The following is a 20066-nucleotide window of genomic DNA, read 5'->3' as shown; positions in this document are numbered from 1 at the left end:
GTCCGGGGAACGCTGCGTGTTTCACCCTACGACTCACCGGTCGTGATCGGTACGGTGCTCGGGGCACCCACATGACGACGACGTCAAGGAGTGAGGCATGATCCACGGCACGCTGTTCAGCGACTACAAGGAGACGGCGTCTCCCGACCCGTTCGCGCTGCAGAACAAGAAGCTGTTGAAGATCCAGATGCAGTACGGCCCGGTGTGGGCCAAGACCGGGTCGATGGTCGCGTACCAGGGTGACGTCCGCTTCCAGAACAAGGGCAGCGGTGGCCTGGACAAGTTCCTCAAGTCCAAGCTCACCGGTGAGGGTGTGGACCTCATGCAGGCCACCGGCAACGGCGAGCTCTTCGTGGCGGACATGGCCTCGGAGATCCAGGTGATGTACCTGGACAACGACATGCTCTCGGTCAACGGGTCGAGCGTGCTGGCGTTCTCCGACTCGATCCAGTGGGACATCCACCGCATCGCGGCCCGGGGCGGCATGATGGCGGGCGGGATGTTCAACGTCTCCCTGCAGGGCACCGGGTACGTCGCTGTGACCACCAAGGGCGACCCCGTGGCGCTGGACGTCGCGAGCTCGCCGACCTTCGCGGACGCCAACGCCGTCGTCTGCTGGACCGCGGGCGTCTCGATGGACATCCGGGTCGACACCGGCGGCCTGGGGTCCATGCTGCGCGGCGGCACGGGCGAGATGCTCCAGATGGCCTTCGGTGGCCAGGGCTACGTCATCGTGCAGCCCAGCGAGTCGGTGAGCTCGGGTGGCGGCGAGCGTGTGCAGTCCAAGGGTGGCGGCCTGGGTGGGCTGCTCGGCGGCTGACGCCGAACGGGCGAATCCCCTCATCTCGGACGTCACTCGCGTCGATGAGGCAGTGTGCTGACGACGCTCGCCTCGATCGCGGGTGTCGGGGTTGTCGCCACGGTCGGGCTGCCGCTCGCCGTCCGACGGTGGCGGGCGCAGCCTGCGGCGGCCCCCGTCGAGCTCGTGCCGCTCACCGAGGCGGAGCTGCGTGACCGGGTGGGGGTGCTCGCCGGCACGGCCGTCGCGGAAGGTGCGGGGCTGGCCCTCGTGCTCGTAGGTCCTCTGGAGGCGACGAGGTCCGCGCGCCTGCACGACGTCGTGCGGGACCTGTCCCGCGACGACGATGCGCTCGCCGAGCTGGGCGACGCCGTGGCGGTCGTGCTGTCCGGGCTCAGCGCGGACGAGGTCTGCCGGTACGCCGTCCGGGTCAGTCGCGCGGTGGCGGCACGGCCGGACGGCGAGCCCGTCCGGGTGGGGGTGGCCACCGTCGCGGACGAGCCCTACCCCGCCGCGGGCCTGCTCCGGCGCGCGCGTGCGGCGCTCGCAGCGGCCGGGGAACCGGGCGACGTGGTCCTCAGCGACGTGGCCGGCACCCGTCCGGTCGACCTGACGAGCCGAGCGGTGCAGCAGCGCCGGCGCCGGCGAGCCGCACCTGACCGGCGAGCCGCTCCCGACCGGCGAGGCTGACCCCGACCGGAGCGACGGGTCAGGCGCCGGCTCCGCGCAGGCGCTGCCACTGCGCGCGGCGTTCGGCCTGCTCGACGGGGTCCGGCACGGGCAGCGACGCCAGGAGGCGTTGGGTGTAGGGCTCGCGGGGTGAGCCGAGCACCTGGTCGCCCGTGCCCTCCTCGACCAGCCGGCCGCGGTGCAGCACCGCGATCCGGTCGGCGAGCATGTCGACCACGGCGAGGTCGTGGCTGATGAACAGCGCGGCGAACTCGAGCTCGCGGTGCAGCTCGTCGAACAGGTCCAGCACCCTGGCCTGCACGGACACGTCCAGTGCAGAGGTCGGCTCGTCGGCGATCAGCAGCTCGGGATCCAGCGCGAGGGCCCGGGCCAGGCTGGCGCGCTGCCGCTGGCCGCCGGACAGCTCGTGCGGGAAGCGCGCCCCGAAGGCCCGCGGCAGCTGCACCGCCTCGAGCAGCTCGTCGACCCGGCCTCGCGCGTCGGCGGCGTTCTCCGCCCGGCCGTGCACCACGAGCGGCTCGGCGACGCACTCGGCGATGGTCAGCAACGGGTTGAAGCTCGTCGCCGGGTCCTGGAACACGAAGCCGATCTTCGAGCGCACGGGCCGGAAGGTGCGCTCACGTACCCCGCGGAGCTCGACCCCGAGCACCTCCAGCGATCCGCCGGCCACGCGCGTCAACCCGGCCATGGCACGGCCGATGGTGGTCTTGCCGCTGCCCGACTCCCCGACCAGTCCCAGCACCTCGCCGGGACGGATGCTCAGGCTCACGCCGTCGACCGCGACGAAGTCGGGCTGACGGAACCGGCCCGGGTACACGATCCGCAGGTCGCGGGCCCGCACCACAGGTGCTTGCTCCTCCCAGCCCTCCGGGCGGCGGGCGGCGCGCTCGTGCGCGCGCGCCAGTCCCTCGCCGATCCGTGGCACGGCCGCGAGCAGCTGCTGGGTGTACGGCTCCTTCGGAGCACTGAACAGGGTGCGGACGTCCGCCTGCTCGACGAGCTTGCCCTGGTACATGACTGCGACGCGGTCCGCGAGATCCGCGACGACGCCCATGTTGTGCGTGATGAGCACCACGGCGGCGCCGAACTCGTCCCGGCACCGGCGCAGCAGGTCCAGGATCTCGGCCTGCACCGTGACGTCCAGCGCGGTGGTCGGCTCGTCAGCAACGATCACGCCCGGGTCCAGCACGAGGGCCTGCGCGATGACGATCCGCTGCTTCTGGCCGCCGGAGAACTGGTGCGGGTAGTGGTCGATCCGCTCCTCGGGGTCGGGGATGCCGACCCGGCGCAGCACGTCGATCGCCTCGGCGCGGGCCTCGGCCCTGGTGTACCTGCCGTGCGCACGCAGGCCCTCGATGATCTGCCAGCCCACCGGGTACACCGGGTTCAGCGCCGTCGAGGGCTCCTGGAACACCATCGCCGCGTCGCGGCCGCGGACCTGGCGCAGGCGCGCAGCGGACATCTGGGCGACATCGCCCTCGGTGGTGCCGTCCTTGCTGCTCAGCACCACGGCGCCGCGCACCCTTGCGGTCTCCGGGAGCAGGCCCAGGATGGTCTTGGCCGTGACGGTCTTGCCGCTGCCGGACTCGCCGACCACCGCGAGCACCTCGCCCGGGTGCACCGACAGGGTCACGCCGTCCACGGCCTGCACCTGGCCGGCGTCGGTCGCGAAGCTGACCGCCAGGTCGGTGATCTCGACGACGTCCTTCATCGCTGCTCGCCCTCCTGCTGCCCGGCGGGCAGCTCCACACCGAGGTCCTCGACGGGCTCGGGCCCCGCCGCGCGCTTGCGCAGCCGCGGGTCGGCCAGGTCGTTGAGGCTCTCGCCCACCAACGTCAGACCGAGCACGACGAGCACGATCGCCAGGCCGGGGAAGATCGACGTCCACCAGATCCCGGCGGTCACGTCGGACAGCGACTTGTTGAGGTCGTAGCCCCACTCGGCCGCCGCGGTCGGTTCGATGCCGAACCCGAGGAAGCCCAGGCCCGCCAGCGTCAGGATGGCCTCCGAGGCGTTGAGCGTGAGGATCAGGGGAAGCGTGCGGGTCGAGTTGCGCAGCACGTGCCGGCTCATGATCCGCACGTGCCCGGCACCGATCACGCGCGCGGACTCCACGAACGCCTCGGACTTGATCCGGATCACCTCGGAACGGGTGACCCGCAGGTACTGCGGGATGAAGATCACGGTGATGGACAGCGCGGCCGCGAAGATGCCGCCCCACATGCTGGACTGCCCCCCGCTGATCACGATGGCGAGCACGATCGCCAGCAGCAGGGAGGGGAAGGCGTAGATCGCGTCGGCGATCATCACGAGCACGCGGTCCAGCCAGCCCCCGAAGTACCCGGAGATCAGACCGAGGAGCACGCCGACGAGGATCGACGCGGTCACCGCGACGACGATGACGAGGAGCGCGGTGCGCGATCCCCAGATCACCCGCGACAGCACGTCGTAGCCGCCCACGGTCGTGCCCAGCAGGTGCTCGGCCGACGGCGGCTGCTGCGCGCCGAACGTGCCGGCTGCGTCACGCAGCTGGCTGTAGCCGTAGGGGGCCAGGAGCGGCGCGAAGACCGCGGCGAGGACGAAGATCGCGGCGAGCACGAGGCCCGCGATGAGCATGCCCCGCTGCAGGCCGATGCTCTGGCGCAGCTGGGACACGACGGGCAGCCGGGTCCACCAGGATCGGCGGACCGTGGGCGGGGCGAGCTCGGTGGCGTCGGCCATGTCAGTACCTCACCCTCGGGTCGATGAGTGCGGCGATGATGTCCACGATGAAGTTGGTCACCGCGACGATCACCGCGAGCACGGCCACGATGCCCTGCACCGCGACGAAGTCCCGGGCCTGCAGGTACTGCGCGAGCTGGAACCCCAGGCCCTTCCACTCGAACGTGGTCTCGGTGAGGACCGCGCCGCCCAGCAGCAGTGCGATCTGCAGCCCGATGACCGTGACGATCGGGATGAGCGCCGGCTTGTAGGCGTGCTTGCGCAGGAGGCGGCGCTCGGCGACACCGCGGGACCGCGCGGCCTCGACGTAGCCGGCGCCGAAGGTCGAGATGACGTTGGTGCGCACCAGGCGCAGGAAGACGCCGGCCGTCAGCAGGCCGAGGGTGAGCGCGGGCAGCACGGCGTGCGTGAGCACGTCGCCGATCACCGCGGGGTCGCCGGTGCGCAGGGCGTCGACGAGGTAGATCCCGGTGGGGTTGTCGACCTTCTGCAGCGTCAGCTCGGTGCGCGTCGAGGCGCGCCCCGCGACCGGCAGGACGTTGAGCCACACCGAGAAGACCAGCTTGAGCATCAGGCCCGCGAAGAACACCGGCGTCGCGTAGGCGAGGATCGCCAGCACGCGCAGCACCGCGTCCGGGGCCTTGTCACGGTGGAAGGCGGCCAGCCGGCCCAGCGGGATGCCCAGCAGGAACGCCACGATGAGCGCGTAGATGGCGAGCTCGAGCGTCGCCGTGCCGAACGTGGTCAGCACCTCGGTGACCGGCCGGTGGTCGGACAGCGTGGTGCCGAAGTCCCCGTGCAGGATGCCCGTGAGGTAGTCCCAGTACTGCACCAGGATCGGCCGGTCGTAACCGGCGGCGTGGATGCGCTCGGCCAGCTGTTCGGGGGGGAGGCGGCCGCCCTGGGACGCGGTGATCGGGTCGCCGGTGGTCCGCATCAGCACGAACACGGTGGTGACCAGGATGAACACCGTCGGGATGATGAGCAGCGCCCGGACCGCGATGTAGCGGCCGAGCGACCCGCCCCCCTTGCTGGTGGTCTCGGGAGCGGGTTGCTCGACGGTCGTCGTCATGGGGAAGTCCTGTCTGGTGGCAGGGAGCCGGGCGTGCGGAGCGGGCGGACGCGGGACCGGGCGCCCGGCGTGAGCCGAGCGCCCGGTCCCGTGCTGGTCAGCCCTTCGACAGGGCTCCGTAGCGGAACTTGAACGACGCGTCCAGCGTGTCTGCCGCGCCGGAGATGTCCTTGCCGACGACGGCCACCTGTGCGCCCTGGAGGAGCGGGATGGTGGGCAGGTCCTTGGCGACGGCGTCCTGGATCTGCTTGATCAGGTCGGTCCGTGCCTGCGGGTCCTGCGTGGTCGCCTGCTTCAGGATCATGTCGTTGACGGCCTGGTTGGCGTAGTGGTTGTGCAGGAAGTTGTCGATCAGGAAGAACGGCGTGAGGTAGTTGTCGGCGTCCGAGTAGTCCGGGAACCAGCCGAGCTGGTAGGCCGGGTAGACGTCGGTGGTGCGGTCCTTGGAGTACTGCACCCACTCGGTGGACTGCAGGTCGACCTTGAACAGGCCGCTGGAGTCCAGCTGGTCCTTGATCAGGGCGTACTCGTCGGCCGAGCCGGAGCCGTAGTGGTCCGGGTTGTACTGCAGGTGCAGCTCGACAGGCGTGGAGACCCCGGCGTCGGCGAGGGTCGACTTCGCCTTGTCGGCGTCCGGGCCGCCGTTGCCGTCGCCGTACATGGACTTCAGCGCCTCGGTGGCACCGGTCAGGCCGGCCGGGACGTAGGAGTACAGCGGGGTGTAGGTGCCCTTGTAGACCTGCGTGGACAGCTCCTTGCGGTCGACCAGGTCCGCCACGGCCTGCCGGACGGCCAGGGCCTTGGCCGGGTCGGCCTCGGCGGTCTTGGCGCCGTACGGCATCGTGTCGAAGTTGAAGACGATGTAGCGGATCTCACCGCCGGGGCCGTCGACGACGTCCACGTTGCTGTCGCCCCGCAGGTCCTCGATGTCGGTCGCGGACAGCGACCGGTAGGCGACGTCGATGTTGCCCTGCTGGATGTCGAGCTTGAGGTTCGACTCCTCGGCGTAGTACTTGACGTCCACGTTCTTGGTCTTGGGCGCTCCCAGCAGACCCTGGTAGTCGGGGTTCGCCTCGTAGCTGATGAGGTTGTTCTTGTCGTAGCTGGTGATCACGTACGGACCAGCGAACGCCTTGCCCGCCACGATGTCCTCGTCGGACGTCAGCGAGTCCGGGGAGAAGACCTCCTCGTCGACGATGGGTCCCGCCGGGCTGGACAGGATCTGCGGGAAGACCTGGTCGTTGGGCGACTTGAGGTGGAACACGACGGTCGTGGGGTCGGGCGCGTCCACGCTGTCGAGGTTGTACAGCAGCGAGCTGGGGCCGTTGCCGTCATCGGCGCCGGACGCCCCGATCGCGAGCTGGCGGTCGAAGCTGAACTTCACGTCCGAGGAGGTCAGGTCGTGCCCGTTGGCCCACTTCAGGTCGGGCTTGAGGGTCACCGTGTAGTCGGTCGGCGAGGTGAACGTCGCGGACTCGGCGATGTCCGGCTGGACGTCCGGGCTGCCGTACGGGGTGTTCATCAGGAAGGGGAACACCTGGTTCATCACGGCGAACGACCCGTTGTCGTACGAGCCTGCCGGGTCGAGCGTGGTGATCTTGTCCGTGGTGCCGATGATGATCGAGCCGCCGCTGTTGCCGCCGCCGCCGCTGGCGCCGTCGGTCGATCCGTTGTCGGAGCCGCCGCTGGAGCATGCGGCGAGGCTGAGGGCCGCGACCGCGATGCCGGCCGCGAGCGCCGCTGGGCGGCGCCGGGGGAGGTGAGTCATGCGCGTCCTTCTCTCTCGGTGGTCGTCCCAGGCGCTCGACGACCGTAATCGTCCATGGCTAGCACAGGTTTGTCCCACCTGGTGACACACCGGCGAGATGTTTACGGCACTGCAACCTGACGGGGGCTGCGCGTCGCGGCCGGTCAGAGGCCCGGGGTGGGTCGAACGTCCTGGAACGGCACGTGATCGCTCACATGACGACCGAGACCAAACCGTGATCATTGCCGCCGGGCGCGTCCCTGCGCGTGGCCGGGGCGGAGGCGCACTGCGCGACGCGGGGCGCGCCGGGCCATGTCACGTGGACCGACGCGGAGCCCCGGTGCACAGGTGAGGGCGTGCGGCCCACAGCAGCCGCGCGGATCGCCTACCGTGGCCCGGTGCCCCTGGTCGTGTACTCCGCGCAGCGCCTCGGCCTGTTCGTCGTGGCCCTGCTCGTGCTGTTCTGGCTGCACCTGGGTGGCTGGCTCCTGGTGCTGCTCGCCGCGCTGCTCGCCTGGGCGTTGTCCTACGTCCTGCTCGGCCGATCCCGGGACCGGGCGGCGCTGTGGCTGTCCGACCGCGTCGAGGCCCGGCGGGCCGGTCCGCGCGTGGTCGACCCGGACGCGGCCGCCGAGGACGCCGAGGTCGAGGACGCCGAGGTCGAGGACGCGGCCGACGAGGACGAGCGCGGCGAGTCCGGCCACGCCGAGTGAGGCTCGACACAGCAGGCCCTCCGGTGCCCGCCGACGGCTCAAGGTCGTCCCGCTGATGCCGACAGATCTCACGGTAGGCGTCGTGTGTACGGCGCCGCGCGATCGGGAGGGCACCCCTTGACGGCAGAGCGCATCCGTCGCCGCAGGACGGCCCTGGTCGCCGTCCTCGCAGTCGTCGTAGCAGGGTGGGCCGCCCCCGCGGTGGCCGGGACCGCCGAGCTCGTCGGCACTGTCCAGCGACTCGTCGTGGACGTGGGCGACGGCACGGACGTCGACCTCACCGCCGTGGTCCCCGACAGCGGCGGTGCGGTGCGCGTCGCCGACGGCGTCCTGGCCGACGTGCCCACCGGCTCCACCGTCACGGTCCGGCTCGGCGCGGTCCAGGCCGCGGACCAGGACCCGACGACCGCGGACGCGGGCGCGCCGGCCCAGCTGGTGGACGTGACCGCCCCGGCCCAGGGCGGTGCGTCGCAGCCCGACCAGGGTCTGGCCGAGCTCGTGCCCGGGTCGATCAGCCGCACCGTGCAGGTGCTGACCGCCACGTTGCCGGGACAGACGGCAGACACGATCCGCCCCGCGGACCTCGCGACGGACCTGAGCAGCGCCGTCGCGCCGTACTGGTCCGACTCCACCGGTGGTGCCGTCGTGTTCACGGCGGGCGCACAGGTGGCTGCGGGCTCCTACGCCGACTGGGGCGGCACCGGGTCCTGCACGACCGCGCAGGTCATCGCCTTCCTGTCCTGGACGGCGGGCAAGGCCGGGGTGGCACCCACGGTGGGCACCGGCCGGCACACCATCACCTACACGCCGCGCCTGCCGTCCTGCCCGTTCGCCGGCGTGGCGAACCTCTCCTCGGGCGGGTCGGCGTGGATCAACGGCGCCGGCAGCACAGGCGAACGTCAGGTCACCGAGGCGCACGAGCTCGGCCACACGCTCGGGCTCGGGCACTCCAACGTGCGCTACGCGTGCCCGGACGCCGCGGACGGGTCCGCCGACCAGTGCACGGACGTGACCTACGGCGACGCGTACGACGTGATGGGCCTGAGCATCGGGGGCGTCGGGCCGCTCTCCGGAGCCCAGCTCGACACGCTGGGACTCCTGGACGCGGCCTCCATGCGCGACGTCACGGGCTCGGCGGACGTGACCATCGCGCCGGTCGGTGGGGGTACCGGGCTGCGGTTCGTGCGCTTCACCACCGGCGACGCCACCTACTACGTCGAGTACCGCGGCGCGGTGGGCCGCGACGCGGACCTGGCGACCACGCGTCGCGGGTGCCCGACGGGCACCACGAGCTGCTCGCGCGCGAGGTTCCTGCCCGGCGTCATCGTGCACCGCGTCGACCAGCGCGGGCTCGGGGCCCAGACCTGGCTGCTCGCAGCCGGCCCGAACGGCTCCTTCGTCATCCCGGCGGGCCAGTCCTTCGAGACCGCTGACGGCCAGGTGCGCGTGACGGTCGCCGACGTCACGACCTCGGGGGCCACGATCCAGGTCGCCCGTGCCGCCGCCACGCCGCCCGTCGGCGACGGCGGCTTCCAGCCCGTCGACCCGACCCGACTGCTCAACCGTGTGACCCTCGGACCGCAGTCCACCTACACGTTCAGCGTGCCGGGCGCACCGGCCGGGGCGATCGCGGTCGCGCTCAACCTCACGGTCACGAACGTGCACCAGACGTCGTACCTCTCGGCCTGCGCCGCCGGCACGCCGCTGGCGGTGTGCCGGTCCACCTCCGTGCTCAACCCGACCGCAGGCGTGGACACCGCGTCCGCCGCGACGGTCGCCCTGGGTGGCGCGAACGGCAACCAGGTGACCGTGTACAACCACGCCGGGACGTTGAGCCTGATCGTCGATGTGCAGGGCTACTACGTCCCGGGCGCGTCGGCCACGAGCGCGTCCTCCGGAGCGCTGTTCGAGGCCCGGCCGCCGAGCCGCGCCATGGACCAGCGCCTCGGGGCCGGACAGCTCGTCACCCTGAGCCTGGGTCAGGTCCCGGCCGGGGCGAGCGCCGTCGCCCTCAACACGACGTCGAGTGCCGCGACCGCCATCGGATACGTCTCGGTCTGCCCGGCCGGCCAGGCGCTCGCGACCTGCCGGTCCACCTCGAACGTCAATCCCGTGCCGGGTCGCGACATCGCGAACTTCTCCGTCGTGAAGCTGGGGGGCCCCTACGGCAACCAGCTCCAGGTGTACAACAAGGCCGGGTCGACCCGTGTCATCGTCGACGTCGCGGGCTACTACGTCCCGGCGTCGGCCACGGGCGGCGCGCTCGACCCGATCGTCCCCGTCCGGGCTCTGAACGGTCAGCCGATGGGCCGGGGCGCCACCACGACGCTGACTCTCTCCGGTGCGCCCGCAGGTGCGACCGCCGCCGTGCTGAACCTGACGTCCACCGCGACCACCGGGGTCTCCTACGTCTCGGCGTGCCCGGCGGGGATGGCGCTGTCGTCATGCGTCCGGACGTCGGCGTTCAACCCGGTCGGCGGGGTGGACTCGTCGAACACGACGGTCGTCGCCCTCGGCGGCGCCACACACAACCAGGTCCTGCTCTACAACAACGGAGCCTCGATGTCGCTGATCGTCGACGTCGTGGGATACGTCGTCCCGCCCCGCTGAGCTCGGCACCAAGGTGTGACGGTCGAGCTCGCCGTCGTCGCTCGGCCGGTCTCCGTGACGTCCCGCTGCACCGCGACGGCGGCATGAGCGCGCGGGCGACGTGGGCGATGGTGGGGACGGCGGCTGACGCGGCGAAGCCGGTCGGCGGCCCGGATCGGCATCCACACTGCGGACGCCCCAGCACGGATCGGTGTCTGAGCGCCGCTTCGCCGCGTGGGCCGCCGAGCACCGTCGGGGAAGCGCGCCTCGCTACCTCCCGCCCCGCTGAGCCCGCCGGACCGCGGCTGCGCTCACAGGGCCAGGCCCAGGCCCAGCAGCACGCCGAAGGCGAGCTCGAGCATCCCCGTGCCCGCCAGCACGGGGCGCAGCAGCGTGCCGCGCGCGCCCAGGACCACGGTGCTCGACAGCAGCGCCACCGGCAGCGCGAGCAGCAGGACCAGCAGGGACCACGGGGCGACCAGGGCGCACGTGGCGCCCAGCGCGAGGGGGACCCACAGGAACGTCGCGTACAGCCACCGTGCCCTGCGCTCACCGAGGCGCACCGCCAGGGTGCGCTTGCCCGCGACCGCGTCGGTGGGCACGTCGCGGATGTTGTTGACCATCAGCAACGCGCAGGCCAGCAGGCCGACCCCGACCGCGCCCGCCCACGCCGGCCACTGCGGGAGACCGGCCTGCGTCCAGGTGGTGCCGAGCACCGCGACCAGGCCGAAGAACACGAACACGCCGACCTCACCCAGGCCCCGGTAGCCGTAGGGGTTGCGGCCCCCGGTGTACGTCCATGCCGCGAGGACGGCGACCGCCCCCACGGCCACGAGCCACCACTGGGCGCTGAGCGCACACAACCACAGTCCGAGCACCCCGCCCGTCCCGAACGCCGCCCACGCGGCGCCACGGACCTGAGACGGCGGGGCCGCGCCCGAGGCCGTCAGCCGCATGGGGCCGACCCGCTCCAGGTCCGTCCCGCGCACGCCGTCGGAGTAGTCGTTGGCGAAGTTGACCCCGACCTGGAGAGCGAGCGCGACGCCCGCGGCGAGCGCCGCCCGGTCCAGGTGCGCCGACCCCTGCTGCGCCGCAGCGCCCGTGCCCACCAGCACGGGGGCGAGTGCCGCCGGCAGCGTGCGCGGGCGCGCGCCCTCGAGCCACTCGGCTGCTGTCGCCATCACTCCTCCTCGTCGGTCACCAGGCGCGCCACGGCTGCCCGGTCGACCTTCCCCGAGGGGCGCATGGGCAGCGCAGCCACCTCGACGAGCCGGCGCGGGGCCGCGGCGGAGCCCAGGGTACGCACCGCGACGTCCCGGGCCCGTTGCAGGTCGGTGGGCGCACGCGCGACGACCACCGCGACCGGCACGTGACCCCATCGCTCGTCGGGCACGCCCACCACGCAGACCTCCCCGATCTCGGGCAGCGTCGCGAGCGCGCGTTCCACCGCCTGCGGCGCGACGTTCGTCCCGCCCACGACGAGCACGTCGTCGCGCCTGCCCAGGACCTCCAGCCGGCCGTCGGCGGTCCACCGGCCAAGGTCGGAGGTGACGAACCAGCGGCGCAGGTCGCGCTCCACGAACGCGTCGGCAGTGGGCTCGGTGTAGCCGCGGGCCAGGGTCGGCCCGGCCACCCGCACCACATCGTCGACGAGTTCCACCCTCACGCCGTCCAGCGGGACGCCGTCGTAGACGCAGCCGCCGCTGGTCTCCGTCGACCCGTAGGTGGTGACCAGGCGCAACCCCAGGGCTCGTCCGTGCTCCAGGAGCGTGGGCGGCACGGCCGCACCGCCCACCAGGATCGCCTCGAGCCCGGCCAGCGCCGCGAGGTCCGCCGGCAGGCGGTCGCGAACCCCCGCGATCGCGCGATGCAGCTGGGTGGGCACGAGCGCGGCGTAGCGCACGCGGCCCTCACGGGCCGCCATGGCCACCGTCCCGATGTCGCGAGGGTCCGCGAGCACGGGCTCGACCCCGGCGAGCGTGGAGCGCACCACGACCTGCAGGCCCGCGACGTGCTCGGGCGGCAGGGCGAGCACCCAGCGGCCTGGACCGCCCAGGCGATCGTGGGTCGCGGTGGCCGAGGCGACCAGGGCGGCCGCGTCCAGCAGCACCCCGCGCGGCCTGCCCGTCGAGCCCGAGGTCGCGAGCACCGCGGCGACACCGTCGGGCACGTCGGCGGGCAGGGCAGGAGTCACGCCGCCCGCATGCGGCGCCAGCGCGGGGCCGCTGCCGTCCAGCGCGGCCGCCACGGCGCGGACCAGGTCGACCGCGGTGCGGCCGGCAACGGGCCACGGGACCAGTCTGTGCACCGTCCCACCCTAGGCGGGCCGTAGAGTGAGGCCGCGCCCTCGAGGGCGGCCCGATGCCACCGGCGACGCGAAGGAGTCCTGCCGTGCGCCCAGTGACCCGCCGACCCCTGTGGTCCGGCACCGTGGCGGGGCTGGCCGTCGCCCTGCTCGCGCTCGCCGGGTGCTCCACCCAGACGCCGCAGGCGCCTCCGCCCGTCACCGTGACGCCGACGATCACGCCGAGCCGGAGCGTGCCGCCGACCCCGAAGGTCCCGGTGGTCTGGCCGTTGACGGGCGTGCAGACCGCCGAGCTCCCCGACCGCCCTGCCGTCGCGGTCAAGATCGAGAACAGCCACCTCGCGCGTCCGCAGAGCGGGCTCAACCAGGCCGACATGGTCTGGGAGACCATCATCGACTTCGACGTGTCCAGGCTGGTCGCGGTGTTCCACTCCCAGACGCCGACCCACATCGGGCCCATCCGGTCCGTGCGGCCGATGGACATGTCCATCGTGGCGCCGCTGCACGGACCGCTGGTCTTCTCCGGGGGGCAGGAGGGGATTCTCGCGATGGTCCCCCAGGCGGGCATCCAGGGGATGAACAACGACTACGCCGCGCCGGGCATGTACCGGATCGCGACGCGGCAGGCCCCGCACAACGTCTACGGCGACGTGCCGGTCTTCGTGCAGAACGCCGACGCGAGCCACTCCTCGACCCCCCCGGCGCAGTTCCACTTCGCGCGCACCGCCCAGCAGGCGACGGCCGTCCTGCAGGGCACCGATGCGACGAAGATCTCGATGCACCTGTCCAGCCAGTCCGACCCTGCCTGGAGCTGGAGCGCCGACGGCTGGCAGCGCTGGGAGGGCAAGGATCCCGCGGTCGTCGCGGACGGGTCACGGATCCAGGCCACGAACGTCGTCCTGGTCGTCGCCCCGCACCCCGCCTCCGGCTTCCTCGCCCAGCTGGGCGCCCCCGTGCCGACCTACGACCTCGTGGGGGAGGGCCAGGCCCTGGTCGCTACGGGTGGCAAGACGATCCCGGCCACCTGGCACAAGACCGCGCAGGACCAACCGGTGACGCTCACCACCGCGGACGGCAAGGACGTGCTGCTGGCCCCCGGGAACACGTGGGTGGAGCTGGTCCCGCAGGGCACCGGCTCGTTCACGGTCGACCCCCCGGCGGGGGGTTGACGCACGCGGGTCGCGGCCCCTGCCGTGGCCGTCGGGCCGGGCCGGTCCTAGCCTGATCATCGGCGAGGGGGTGGGGATGGCCGGCGACGACGCACGACCGGGGTGGGCGGTCGAGGCGCTGGACGAGGTGCTCGACCCCGTGGTGGTGGCGCACCCCGTGCACGACGGCGCCCGGATCGCGGACTTCGTCCTCGACTACGCGAACCCCGCGGCCCGCGCCTGGGGTGCGGCGCCGGGCGTTCAGGTGGACGCGGGTCTGGGCCTGCGGCGCGCCCCGCGCTTCTCGGCCTACGTCGAGGCCTACAGCTCGGGGCGGCAGGTGTCGCTGTCCGCGGTGCCCTCGCGGCTGCGCTCCGAACCGGTGCGCTTCGTCGACCTGCGGATCACCCGCGTGGCCGACCGCCTGGTCCTGACCTGGCGCGACGTCACCGACCGGGTGCAGGCGGAGCAGGCCGCGGCGGCCGCCGAGGCCCGGTTCGAGGCGGTGCTGGAGAACCACCCGGACCCCTCGCTGCTCGCCAGGCCGGTCCTGGACGACGCCGACGACCCGGTCGACCTGCGCGTCTGGTTCGTCAACCGCGCCGCCCGGCAGTGGGGGGGCCAGCCGGGCTTGCTGCTCCGGGAGCCGATGGTGGCACTGGGCGCCGACGAGCTGTTCGAGGCGTACCTCGAGGTCGCTCGCGGTGGTCCGCCCGTGGCGCTCGACGGCGTCCACCTCGCGGAGCCCGACGGCGCGCGGGTGGTCGACGTGCGGGCGGCTCGCGTGGCCGGCGCGATCGTGGCGACCTGGCGGGACAGCACCGCGAAGCACCGCGCCGAGCAGGCACTGGTGGAGTCCGAGGCCAGGTTCCGCATGGCGTTCGACGACGCCCCGGTGGGGATGGCGATCGCAGACGTCGCTCCCGGCGGTCGCTATGTGCAGGTGAACGCGGCGTTCGCCGCGATGCTCGGGCGGACGCCGGACGAGATGGTCGGTCACCTGGGGGCCGAGTTCACGCACCCGGACGACGTCGAGCTCGACTCCGCGACGCTGCGGCGGTTCGTCGAGGGTGAGCGTGCGCCGTTCCAGCGCGAGAAGCGCATGCTGCACGCGGACGGCAGCGTCGTGTGGGTGCGCAAGTCCTCCGCTCCCGCGGCGGTGCACGGGCACCCGACGTACGTCATCACGCACGTCCAGGACATCACCGAACGTCGCGCGGTCGAGGCCGAGCTCGAGCGGCGGGCGCTGCACGACCCCCTGACCGGCCTCGCCAACCGCTCACTGCTGCTGGACCACCTCGGGGTCCTGGCGCGCGGCCTGGACCGGGCCGGCGGCCACCTCGCGGTGCTCTACCTCGACCTCGACCGGTTCAAGGACATCAACGACACGCTCGGCCACGCCGCCGGCGACGAGGTCCTGCGGGAGGTCGCGCGACGGATCGGTGCGGTCCTGCGGGCGGACGCCACCGCGGCCCGCCTCGCGGGCGACGAGTTCGTCGTGGCCACCCGGGTGTCCGACGACCTGGCAGCGGTCCGCATCGCCGAACGGCTGCACGCCGCGGTCCTGGAGCCGCTGCGCGTCTCGGGTCGGGAGCTGGTGGTCCGCCCGAGCATCGGCGTCGCCGTGAGCGACGACGGCGCAACGCAGGCCGAGGAGCTGCTGCGGCATGCGGATGTCGCGATGTACCACGCCAAGCACCACAGCAGCGAGCCGTGGGCGCTGTACGACGACGAGCTGCACGCGATCGCGGTGAACCGGCTCGCGATCGAGGAGGACCTGCGTGCCGGGCTCGCACGCGCGCGCTTCCGGCTCCTCTACCAGCCCATCCGCGACCTCGACTCCGGCCGGGTCGTCTCCGCCGAGGCCCTGCTGCGGTTGGAGCACCCCCAGCACGGCACGCTGACGCCCGCCGCGTTCCTCGACGTCGCCGAGGACAGCCGGCTCATCCTGCCCATCGGTGCCTGGGTGCTCGACGAGGCCGCCCGGCAGCTCGCCCTCTGGCGGCGGCGGCGTCCGGACCTGACCGTGTCCGTCAACGTCTCGCCGCGCCAGGTGCACCACCTGGTGCTGCGGGACCAGGTGGTGCACGCTGCGCAGGCCGCGGACGTCGACCCGGCCGGCCTCCAGCTGGAGATCACCGAGCGCGTGCTGCTGGGCGCGGGCGACGACGTGCTGGCCGAGCTCCTGGGCGTCACCGGTGCCGGGTGCGGCCTCGCGATCGACGACTTCGGCACCGGCTACTCCTCGCTCGCCTACCTCACCCGGTTCCCGGTGAGCGAGGTCAAGATCGACCGCGCGTTCGTCGCCGGGCTCGGCGGCCGCGGGCGCGACACCGCGGTGGCCGAGGCGATCCTCGGGCTCGCGGGCTCCCTGGGGCTGGGCGCGGTGGCCGAAGGGGTGGAGACGAGCGAGCAGCTCGAGGCGCTCCGCGCCCTGGGGTGCCCGCGCGCGCAGGGTTTCCACCTGGGAAGGCCGATGAGCGCCGAGGACCTCGGCGCACTGCTGGACTGACGGCCGCAGCGCCGTCAGAAGTGGTACGGGAAGGCGGACCAGTCCGGCTCGCGCCGCTGGAGGAACGCGTCCCGGCCCTCGACGGCCTCGTCGGTCATGTACGCCAGCCTGGTGGCCTCGCCGGCGAACACCTGCTGGCCGGCCAGGCCGTCGTCGGCGAGGTTGAACGCGAGCTTGAGCATCCGGACGGCCTGGGGGGACTTGCCGACGATGGTGCGGGCGTAGTCGAGCGCGAGGGCCTCGAGGTCGTCGTGCTCGGCCACCTCGTTGATCGCACCCCAGCGCTCGGCGTCGTCGGCGGTGTACGTCCGCGCCAGGAAGAAGATCTCCCGGGCGCGCTTCTGGCCGACCTGGCGGGCCAGCAGCGCGGAGCCGTACCCGGCGTCGAACGAGCCGACGTCGGCGTCGGTCTGCTTGAACCGGCCGTGCTCGCGGCACGCGATGGTCAGGTCCGCGACCACGTGCAGCGAGTGCCCACCGCCGGCCGCCCAGCCGTCGACGACGGCGACGACCACCTTGGGCATCGTCCGGATGAGTCGCTGGACCTCCAGGATGTGCAGCCGGCCGGCCCGCGCGGCGTCCAGCGGGTCGCTCTCACCGGTGCCCGTCGCGTAGCGGTACCCGTCGCGACCCCGCACGCGCTGGTCGCCGCCGGAGCAGAACGCCCAGCCGCCGTCCTTGGGGCTGGGCCCGTTGCCCGTGAGCAGCACGACGCCCACGTCGGGTGACATGCGCGCGTGGTCGAGCACGCGGTAGAGCTCGTCGACGGTGTGCGGGCGGAAGGCGTTGCGCACCTCCGGGCGGTGGAACGCTACCCGGACCACGGGCAGGTCCCGCTCGGCGTCGCCACGCAGCACACCCCGGTGGTACGTCACGTCGGTGAGATCGGCGAAGCCGGGGACCTCGCGCCAGCGCTGCGGGTCGAACGTCGCGGAGACCTGGTCCGGCAGTGCTGTCATGGCCGCCAGCGTAGGGGTCGCCGCCACTACGGTGGCCGTCATGAGCGCACCGTCCCCCACCGACCTGCACGTGTACCGGGTCGGGCTGCGCACCCGGTTCCGCGGCCTGACCTCGCGGGACGGGATGCTCGTGCGTGGGACCGCGGGATGGGGCGAGTTCGCGCCCTTCTGGGACTACGACGACGCGGCTGCGCTGGCCTGGTGGCGGTCCGCCCTCGAGGCCGCTGACGAAGGATGGCCCGAGCCGGTGCGACCCAGCGTCCCGGTGAACGTCACCGTGCCCGCTGTGGACGCGGGCACGGCACACACCCTGGTCACCGGTTCGGGGGGGTGCCGCACCGCGAAGGTCAAGGTCGCCGAGGCCGGTCAGGACCTGGCAGAGGAGATCGCCAGGCTCGAGGCGGTGCGTGACGCCCTCGGACCGGGCGGCGCGATCCGGATCGACGTGAACGGGCGCTGGGACGTGGCCACCGCGCTCGCCCGGCTGCCCGTGCTGGACCGCGCCGCCGGAGGCCTGGAGTACGTCGAGCAGCCCTGCGCGACGGTCCCCGAGCTCGCCGCCGTGCGACGCGCGTCGGACGTGCCGGTGGCCGCGGACGAGTCGGTGCGCCGCGCGCAGGACCCGCTCGCCGTGGCCCGGGCCGGCGCGGCGGACGTGCTCGTGCTCAAGGTCGCGCCGCTGGGCGGCGTGCGCGCCTGCCTGGAGCTGGCCGAGCAGGCCGGGCTGCCCGTGGTGGTGTCCTCGGCGTTGGAGAGCTCCGTGGGCCTGGCGGCCGGTCTCGCGCTCGCCGGCGCGCTGCCGGAGCTGCCCTACGCCTGCGGGTTGGCCACCGCGCAGCTCATGCTCGACGACGTCGTGGCGGACCCACCAGACGTGACGGACGGTGAGCTGCCCGTCCCGTCCGGGCCGGTGGCTCCCGCGGAGGACCTGCTGGCCCGGCACGTCGCCGACCCCGAGCTCGACCGTCGGTGGCGCACGCGTCTGGACCGGGTCGTCGCACTCGCAGCGCAGGAGGACCGGTGACGCCCAACCCCCCGGCCGCTCGGGCGGCCCGGACGCTGATGCAGGCGCTGGCCGACCTGGGCGTCGCCGACGTCGTGGTTGCTCCGGGCTCGCGCAGCGCACCGCTGGCCTACGCCGCTGCGGAGGCCGCGCTGCCGCCCGACCATCCGGCGCGCGACCTCCGCGCGCCGCGGCTGCGCGTGCACGTGCGGGTGGACGAGCGGGTCGCGGGCTTCCTCGCGCTGGGCCTGGCTCGCGCGGCCAAGGCGCGCAAGGAGCCGCGAGCCGTCGCCGTCGTGACCACGTCGGGCACGGCGCCGGCGCACCTGCTGCCCGCGGTGCTCGAGGCCCGGCACGCGGGCCTGCCCCTGCTGCTGCTCACCGCGGACCGACCGCACGAGCTGCGCGGCACCGGCGCCAACCAGACCACCGAGCAGGTGGGCCTGCTCGCGCCGGCTGTGCGGCTGTCGGTGGACGTCCCCGCACCCGTGGGGCTGCCCGACGAGGAACGTGACCTGCGCAACCTGGCGGCCCGGGTGGTCGCCGTCGCGCTCGGCACCCGGGACCACACACCGGGTCCGGTGCACGTGAACCTCGCCTACCGCGAGCCGCTGGTGCCGGACGGGCCGTGGCCGGAGCGTTCCGCGGACGGCCTGACCCGGGTGCTCGCGCATCCCGGCACCCCCGCAGGAGCGGAGCTGGCCGCGTTCTCCGACGTGGCGCGGCCGGTCTCGCCGCCGGACGGCGTGCGGACCGTGGTGGTGGCCGGTGACGGGGCCGGCCCGGAGGCCTCCGTGGTGGCCCACGCCAACGAGTGGCCGCTGCTTGCCGAGCCCTCCTCGGGTGCAGGAGGCGGGCCGAACGCCATCGCCGCGTACCGGCTGCTGCTGGACCACCCGGAGCTCGGCGGCGCGGTGCAGCGCGTCGTGGTGCTGGGCCGGCCGACGCTGTCCCGCCCGGTGCAGGCGCTGCTCGCCCGTCCCGACGTCGAGGTGATGGTGATCGCCGAGCAGGGCCGCGACTGGCCCGACGCGGCCCGTCGGGCCGATCAGGTGGTCCCCGGGGTGCCCGGCTCCCTCCTGCGGGGAAACCTCGGCGCGGGTCTGGACTGGCTGGGGCGGTGGCGCCGGGCCGGGGTGCTGGCCGCCGGCGCGGTCGCGGACGTGCTCGCAGCCGAGAGCGCCGACGCCGCCTCCGGGCCGTTGCTCGCCGCCGTCGTGGCCTCCTCGCTGGGCCCTCAGGACGTGCTCGTGGTCTCCGCCAGCAACCCGGTCCGGGACCTCGACCTGGTCGCACGGTGGGAGGATCCGCCGCTCGTGGTGGCCAACCGCGGCCTCGCCGGGATCGACGGGACGCTGTCCACCGCGGCCGGGTTGTCGTTGGGGCTCGGGCGACCCGTGCGCGCCTATGTGGGCGACCTGGCCTTCCTGCACGATGCGGGCGCGCTCCTGATGGGTCCCGACGAGCCCCGTCCGGACCTGCAGGTCGTGGTGGCGGCCGACGGCGGGGGGTCGATCTTCGCCACGCTCGAGCACGGCGAGCGTCGGCTGGCACACCTGGCCGAGCGGGTCATGGCCACCCCGCACCGCGCCGACCTGGGCGCGCTGTGCGCGGGCTACGGCGTGCCGCACCGCCGGGTCGACGTGGACGAGCTCCCGGCGGCGCTCGCGCGGCCCGTGCAGGGGCTCGAGGTGCTCGAGGTCCCGGTGGACCGGGCGGAACGCCGAGCCCTGACCGGGCGGCTCGCGGACGCCGTCCACGTGGCGCTGGCCGATCTGCAGTGAAGCGCTCGGGCCGCCGTCCGCGGG

General features: G+C 73.4%; 15 protein-coding genes. 8 read left to right on the top strand and 7 right to left on the bottom strand.

What is annotated here, in order from left to right; genetic code table 11:
- The first annotated feature begins 97 nt into the window (after window positions 1-97).
- A complete protein-coding gene (locus Q6348_RS01235) occupies window positions 98-820 on the top strand; it encodes an AIM24 family protein (protein WP_304599518.1) in 723 nt (240 codons plus the stop codon).
- Between the two features lie 54 nt (window positions 821-874).
- The gene (locus Q6348_RS01230) at window positions 875-1489 is read left to right on the top strand and encodes a hypothetical protein (protein WP_304599517.1); all 615 of its coding nucleotides are present in this window, start codon (window positions 875-877) and stop codon (window positions 1487-1489) included.
- A 19-nt stretch (window positions 1490-1508) separates the two neighbouring features.
- Here Q6348_RS01230 and Q6348_RS01225 read toward each other — a convergent pair whose 3' ends face one another.
- The 4 genes from Q6348_RS01225 to Q6348_RS01210 form a co-directional block, all read right to left on the bottom strand.
- A complete protein-coding gene (locus Q6348_RS01225) occupies window positions 1509-3200 on the bottom strand; it encodes a dipeptide ABC transporter ATP-binding protein (RefSeq protein WP_304599516.1) in 1692 nt (563 codons plus the stop codon).
- Window positions 3197-4210 (bottom strand): ABC transporter permease, encoded by a 1014-nt coding sequence (locus tag Q6348_RS01220; RefSeq protein WP_304599515.1) that lies wholly within the window; start codon window positions 4208-4210, stop codon window positions 3197-3199. Before Q6348_RS01220 ends, Q6348_RS01225 begins: the two co-directional genes overlap by 4 nt.
- 1 nt (window position 4211) lies before the next feature.
- Window positions 4212-5282 (bottom strand): ABC transporter permease, encoded by a 1071-nt coding sequence (locus Q6348_RS01215; RefSeq protein WP_304599514.1) that lies wholly within the window; start codon window positions 5280-5282, stop codon window positions 4212-4214.
- Between the two features lie 97 nt (window positions 5283-5379).
- Window positions 5380-7050, bottom strand: a complete 1671-nt coding sequence (locus tag Q6348_RS01210) for an ABC transporter substrate-binding protein (protein ID WP_304599513.1) — start codon at window positions 7048-7050, stop codon at window positions 5380-5382.
- A 335-nt stretch (window positions 7051-7385) separates the two neighbouring features.
- Here Q6348_RS01210 and Q6348_RS01205 point away from each other — a divergent pair, with 335 nt between their 5' ends.
- Complete coding sequence (locus Q6348_RS01205) at window positions 7386-7742, top strand: DUF4229 domain-containing protein (RefSeq protein ID WP_304599512.1); 357 nt, start codon at window positions 7386-7388, stop codon at window positions 7740-7742.
- Window positions 7743-7859: 117 nt separating this feature from the next.
- A complete protein-coding gene (locus Q6348_RS01200) occupies window positions 7860-10352 on the top strand; it encodes a zinc metalloprotease (protein ID WP_304599511.1) in 2493 nt (830 codons plus the stop codon).
- Between the two features lie 290 nt (window positions 10353-10642).
- Here Q6348_RS01200 and Q6348_RS01195 read toward each other — a convergent pair whose 3' ends face one another.
- Window positions 10643-11512, bottom strand: a complete 870-nt coding sequence (locus tag Q6348_RS01195) for a 1,4-dihydroxy-2-naphthoate polyprenyltransferase (protein WP_304599510.1) — start codon at window positions 11510-11512, stop codon at window positions 10643-10645.
- Window positions 11512-12639, bottom strand: a complete 1128-nt coding sequence (locus Q6348_RS01190) for an AMP-binding protein (RefSeq protein WP_350339629.1) — start codon at window positions 12637-12639, stop codon at window positions 11512-11514. Before Q6348_RS01190 ends, Q6348_RS01195 begins: the two co-directional genes overlap by 1 nt.
- Window positions 12640-12722: 83 nt before the next feature.
- Here Q6348_RS01190 and Q6348_RS01185 point away from each other — a divergent pair, with 83 nt between their 5' ends.
- Complete coding sequence (locus Q6348_RS01185; RefSeq protein ID WP_304599509.1) at window positions 12723-13805, top strand: DUF3048 domain-containing protein; 1083 nt, start codon at window positions 12723-12725, stop codon at window positions 13803-13805.
- Window positions 13806-13881: 76 nt separating this feature from the next.
- Window positions 13882-16296 carry a putative bifunctional diguanylate cyclase/phosphodiesterase gene (locus Q6348_RS01180; RefSeq protein WP_304599508.1) on the top strand — a complete coding sequence of 805 codons (2415 nt, stop codon included), beginning with the start codon at window positions 13882-13884 and terminating at the stop codon, window positions 16294-16296.
- Window positions 16297-16310: 14 nt separating this feature from the next.
- On the opposite strand, the gene Q6348_RS01175 is transcribed toward Q6348_RS01180, so the two are convergent.
- A complete protein-coding gene (locus Q6348_RS01175; protein ID WP_304599507.1) occupies window positions 16311-17255 on the bottom strand; it encodes a 1,4-dihydroxy-2-naphthoyl-CoA synthase in 945 nt (314 codons plus the stop codon).
- A 40-nt stretch (window positions 17256-17295) separates the two neighbouring features.
- On the opposite strand from Q6348_RS01175, the gene Q6348_RS01170 reads away from it, so the two are divergent.
- Window positions 17296-18279: an o-succinylbenzoate synthase gene (locus tag Q6348_RS01170; protein WP_304599506.1), complete on the top strand. Its 984-nt coding sequence runs from the start codon at window positions 17296-17298 to the stop codon at window positions 18277-18279.
- On the top strand, window positions 18276-20042 hold the full coding sequence (menD, locus tag Q6348_RS01165) for a 2-succinyl-5-enolpyruvyl-6-hydroxy-3-cyclohexene-1-carboxylic-acid synthase (RefSeq protein ID WP_304599505.1): 1767 nt from the start codon (window positions 18276-18278) through the stop codon (window positions 20040-20042). The genes Q6348_RS01170 and menD overlap by 4 nt, the downstream gene beginning before the upstream one ends.
- The last annotated feature ends 24 nt before the right edge of the window (window positions 20043-20066 follow it).

It is taken from the genome of Actinotalea lenta (genome assembly GCF_030586465.1).
Lineage (GTDB): Bacteria > Actinomycetota > Actinomycetes > Actinomycetales > Cellulomonadaceae > Actinotalea > Actinotalea lenta.
The sequence above is the reverse complement of the archived record's forward strand: the minus strand, read 5'-3'. Positions and strand labels throughout refer to the sequence as shown.

Excerpts from the sequence above, each read along its gene's own strand:
- Q6348_RS01170 (WP_304599506.1), top strand. The coding sequence starts at position 17,296 with ATGAGCGCACCGTCCCCCACCGACCTGCACGTGTACCGGGTCGGGCTG.
- Q6348_RS01215 (WP_304599514.1), bottom strand. The coding sequence starts at position 5,282 with ATGACGACGACCGTCGAGCAACCCGCTCCCGAGACCACCAGCAAGGGG.
- Q6348_RS01220 (WP_304599515.1), bottom strand. The coding sequence starts at position 4,210 with ATGGCCGACGCCACCGAGCTCGCCCCGCCCACGGTCCGCCGATCCTGG.
- Q6348_RS01210 (WP_304599513.1), bottom strand. The coding sequence starts at position 7,050 with ATGACTCACCTCCCCCGGCGCCGCCCAGCGGCGCTCGCGGCCGGCATC.
- Q6348_RS01235 (WP_304599518.1), top strand. The coding sequence starts at position 98 with ATGATCCACGGCACGCTGTTCAGCGACTACAAGGAGACGGCGTCTCCC.
- Q6348_RS01180 (WP_304599508.1), top strand. The coding sequence starts at position 13,882 with ATGGCCGGCGACGACGCACGACCGGGGTGGGCGGTCGAGGCGCTGGAC.
- Q6348_RS01195 (WP_304599510.1), bottom strand. The coding sequence starts at position 11,512 with ATGGCGACAGCAGCCGAGTGGCTCGAGGGCGCGCGCCCGCGCACGCTG.
- Q6348_RS01225 (WP_304599516.1), bottom strand. The coding sequence starts at position 3,200 with ATGAAGGACGTCGTCGAGATCACCGACCTGGCGGTCAGCTTCGCGACC.
- Q6348_RS01175 (WP_304599507.1), bottom strand. The coding sequence starts at position 17,255 with ATGACAGCACTGCCGGACCAGGTCTCCGCGACGTTCGACCCGCAGCGC.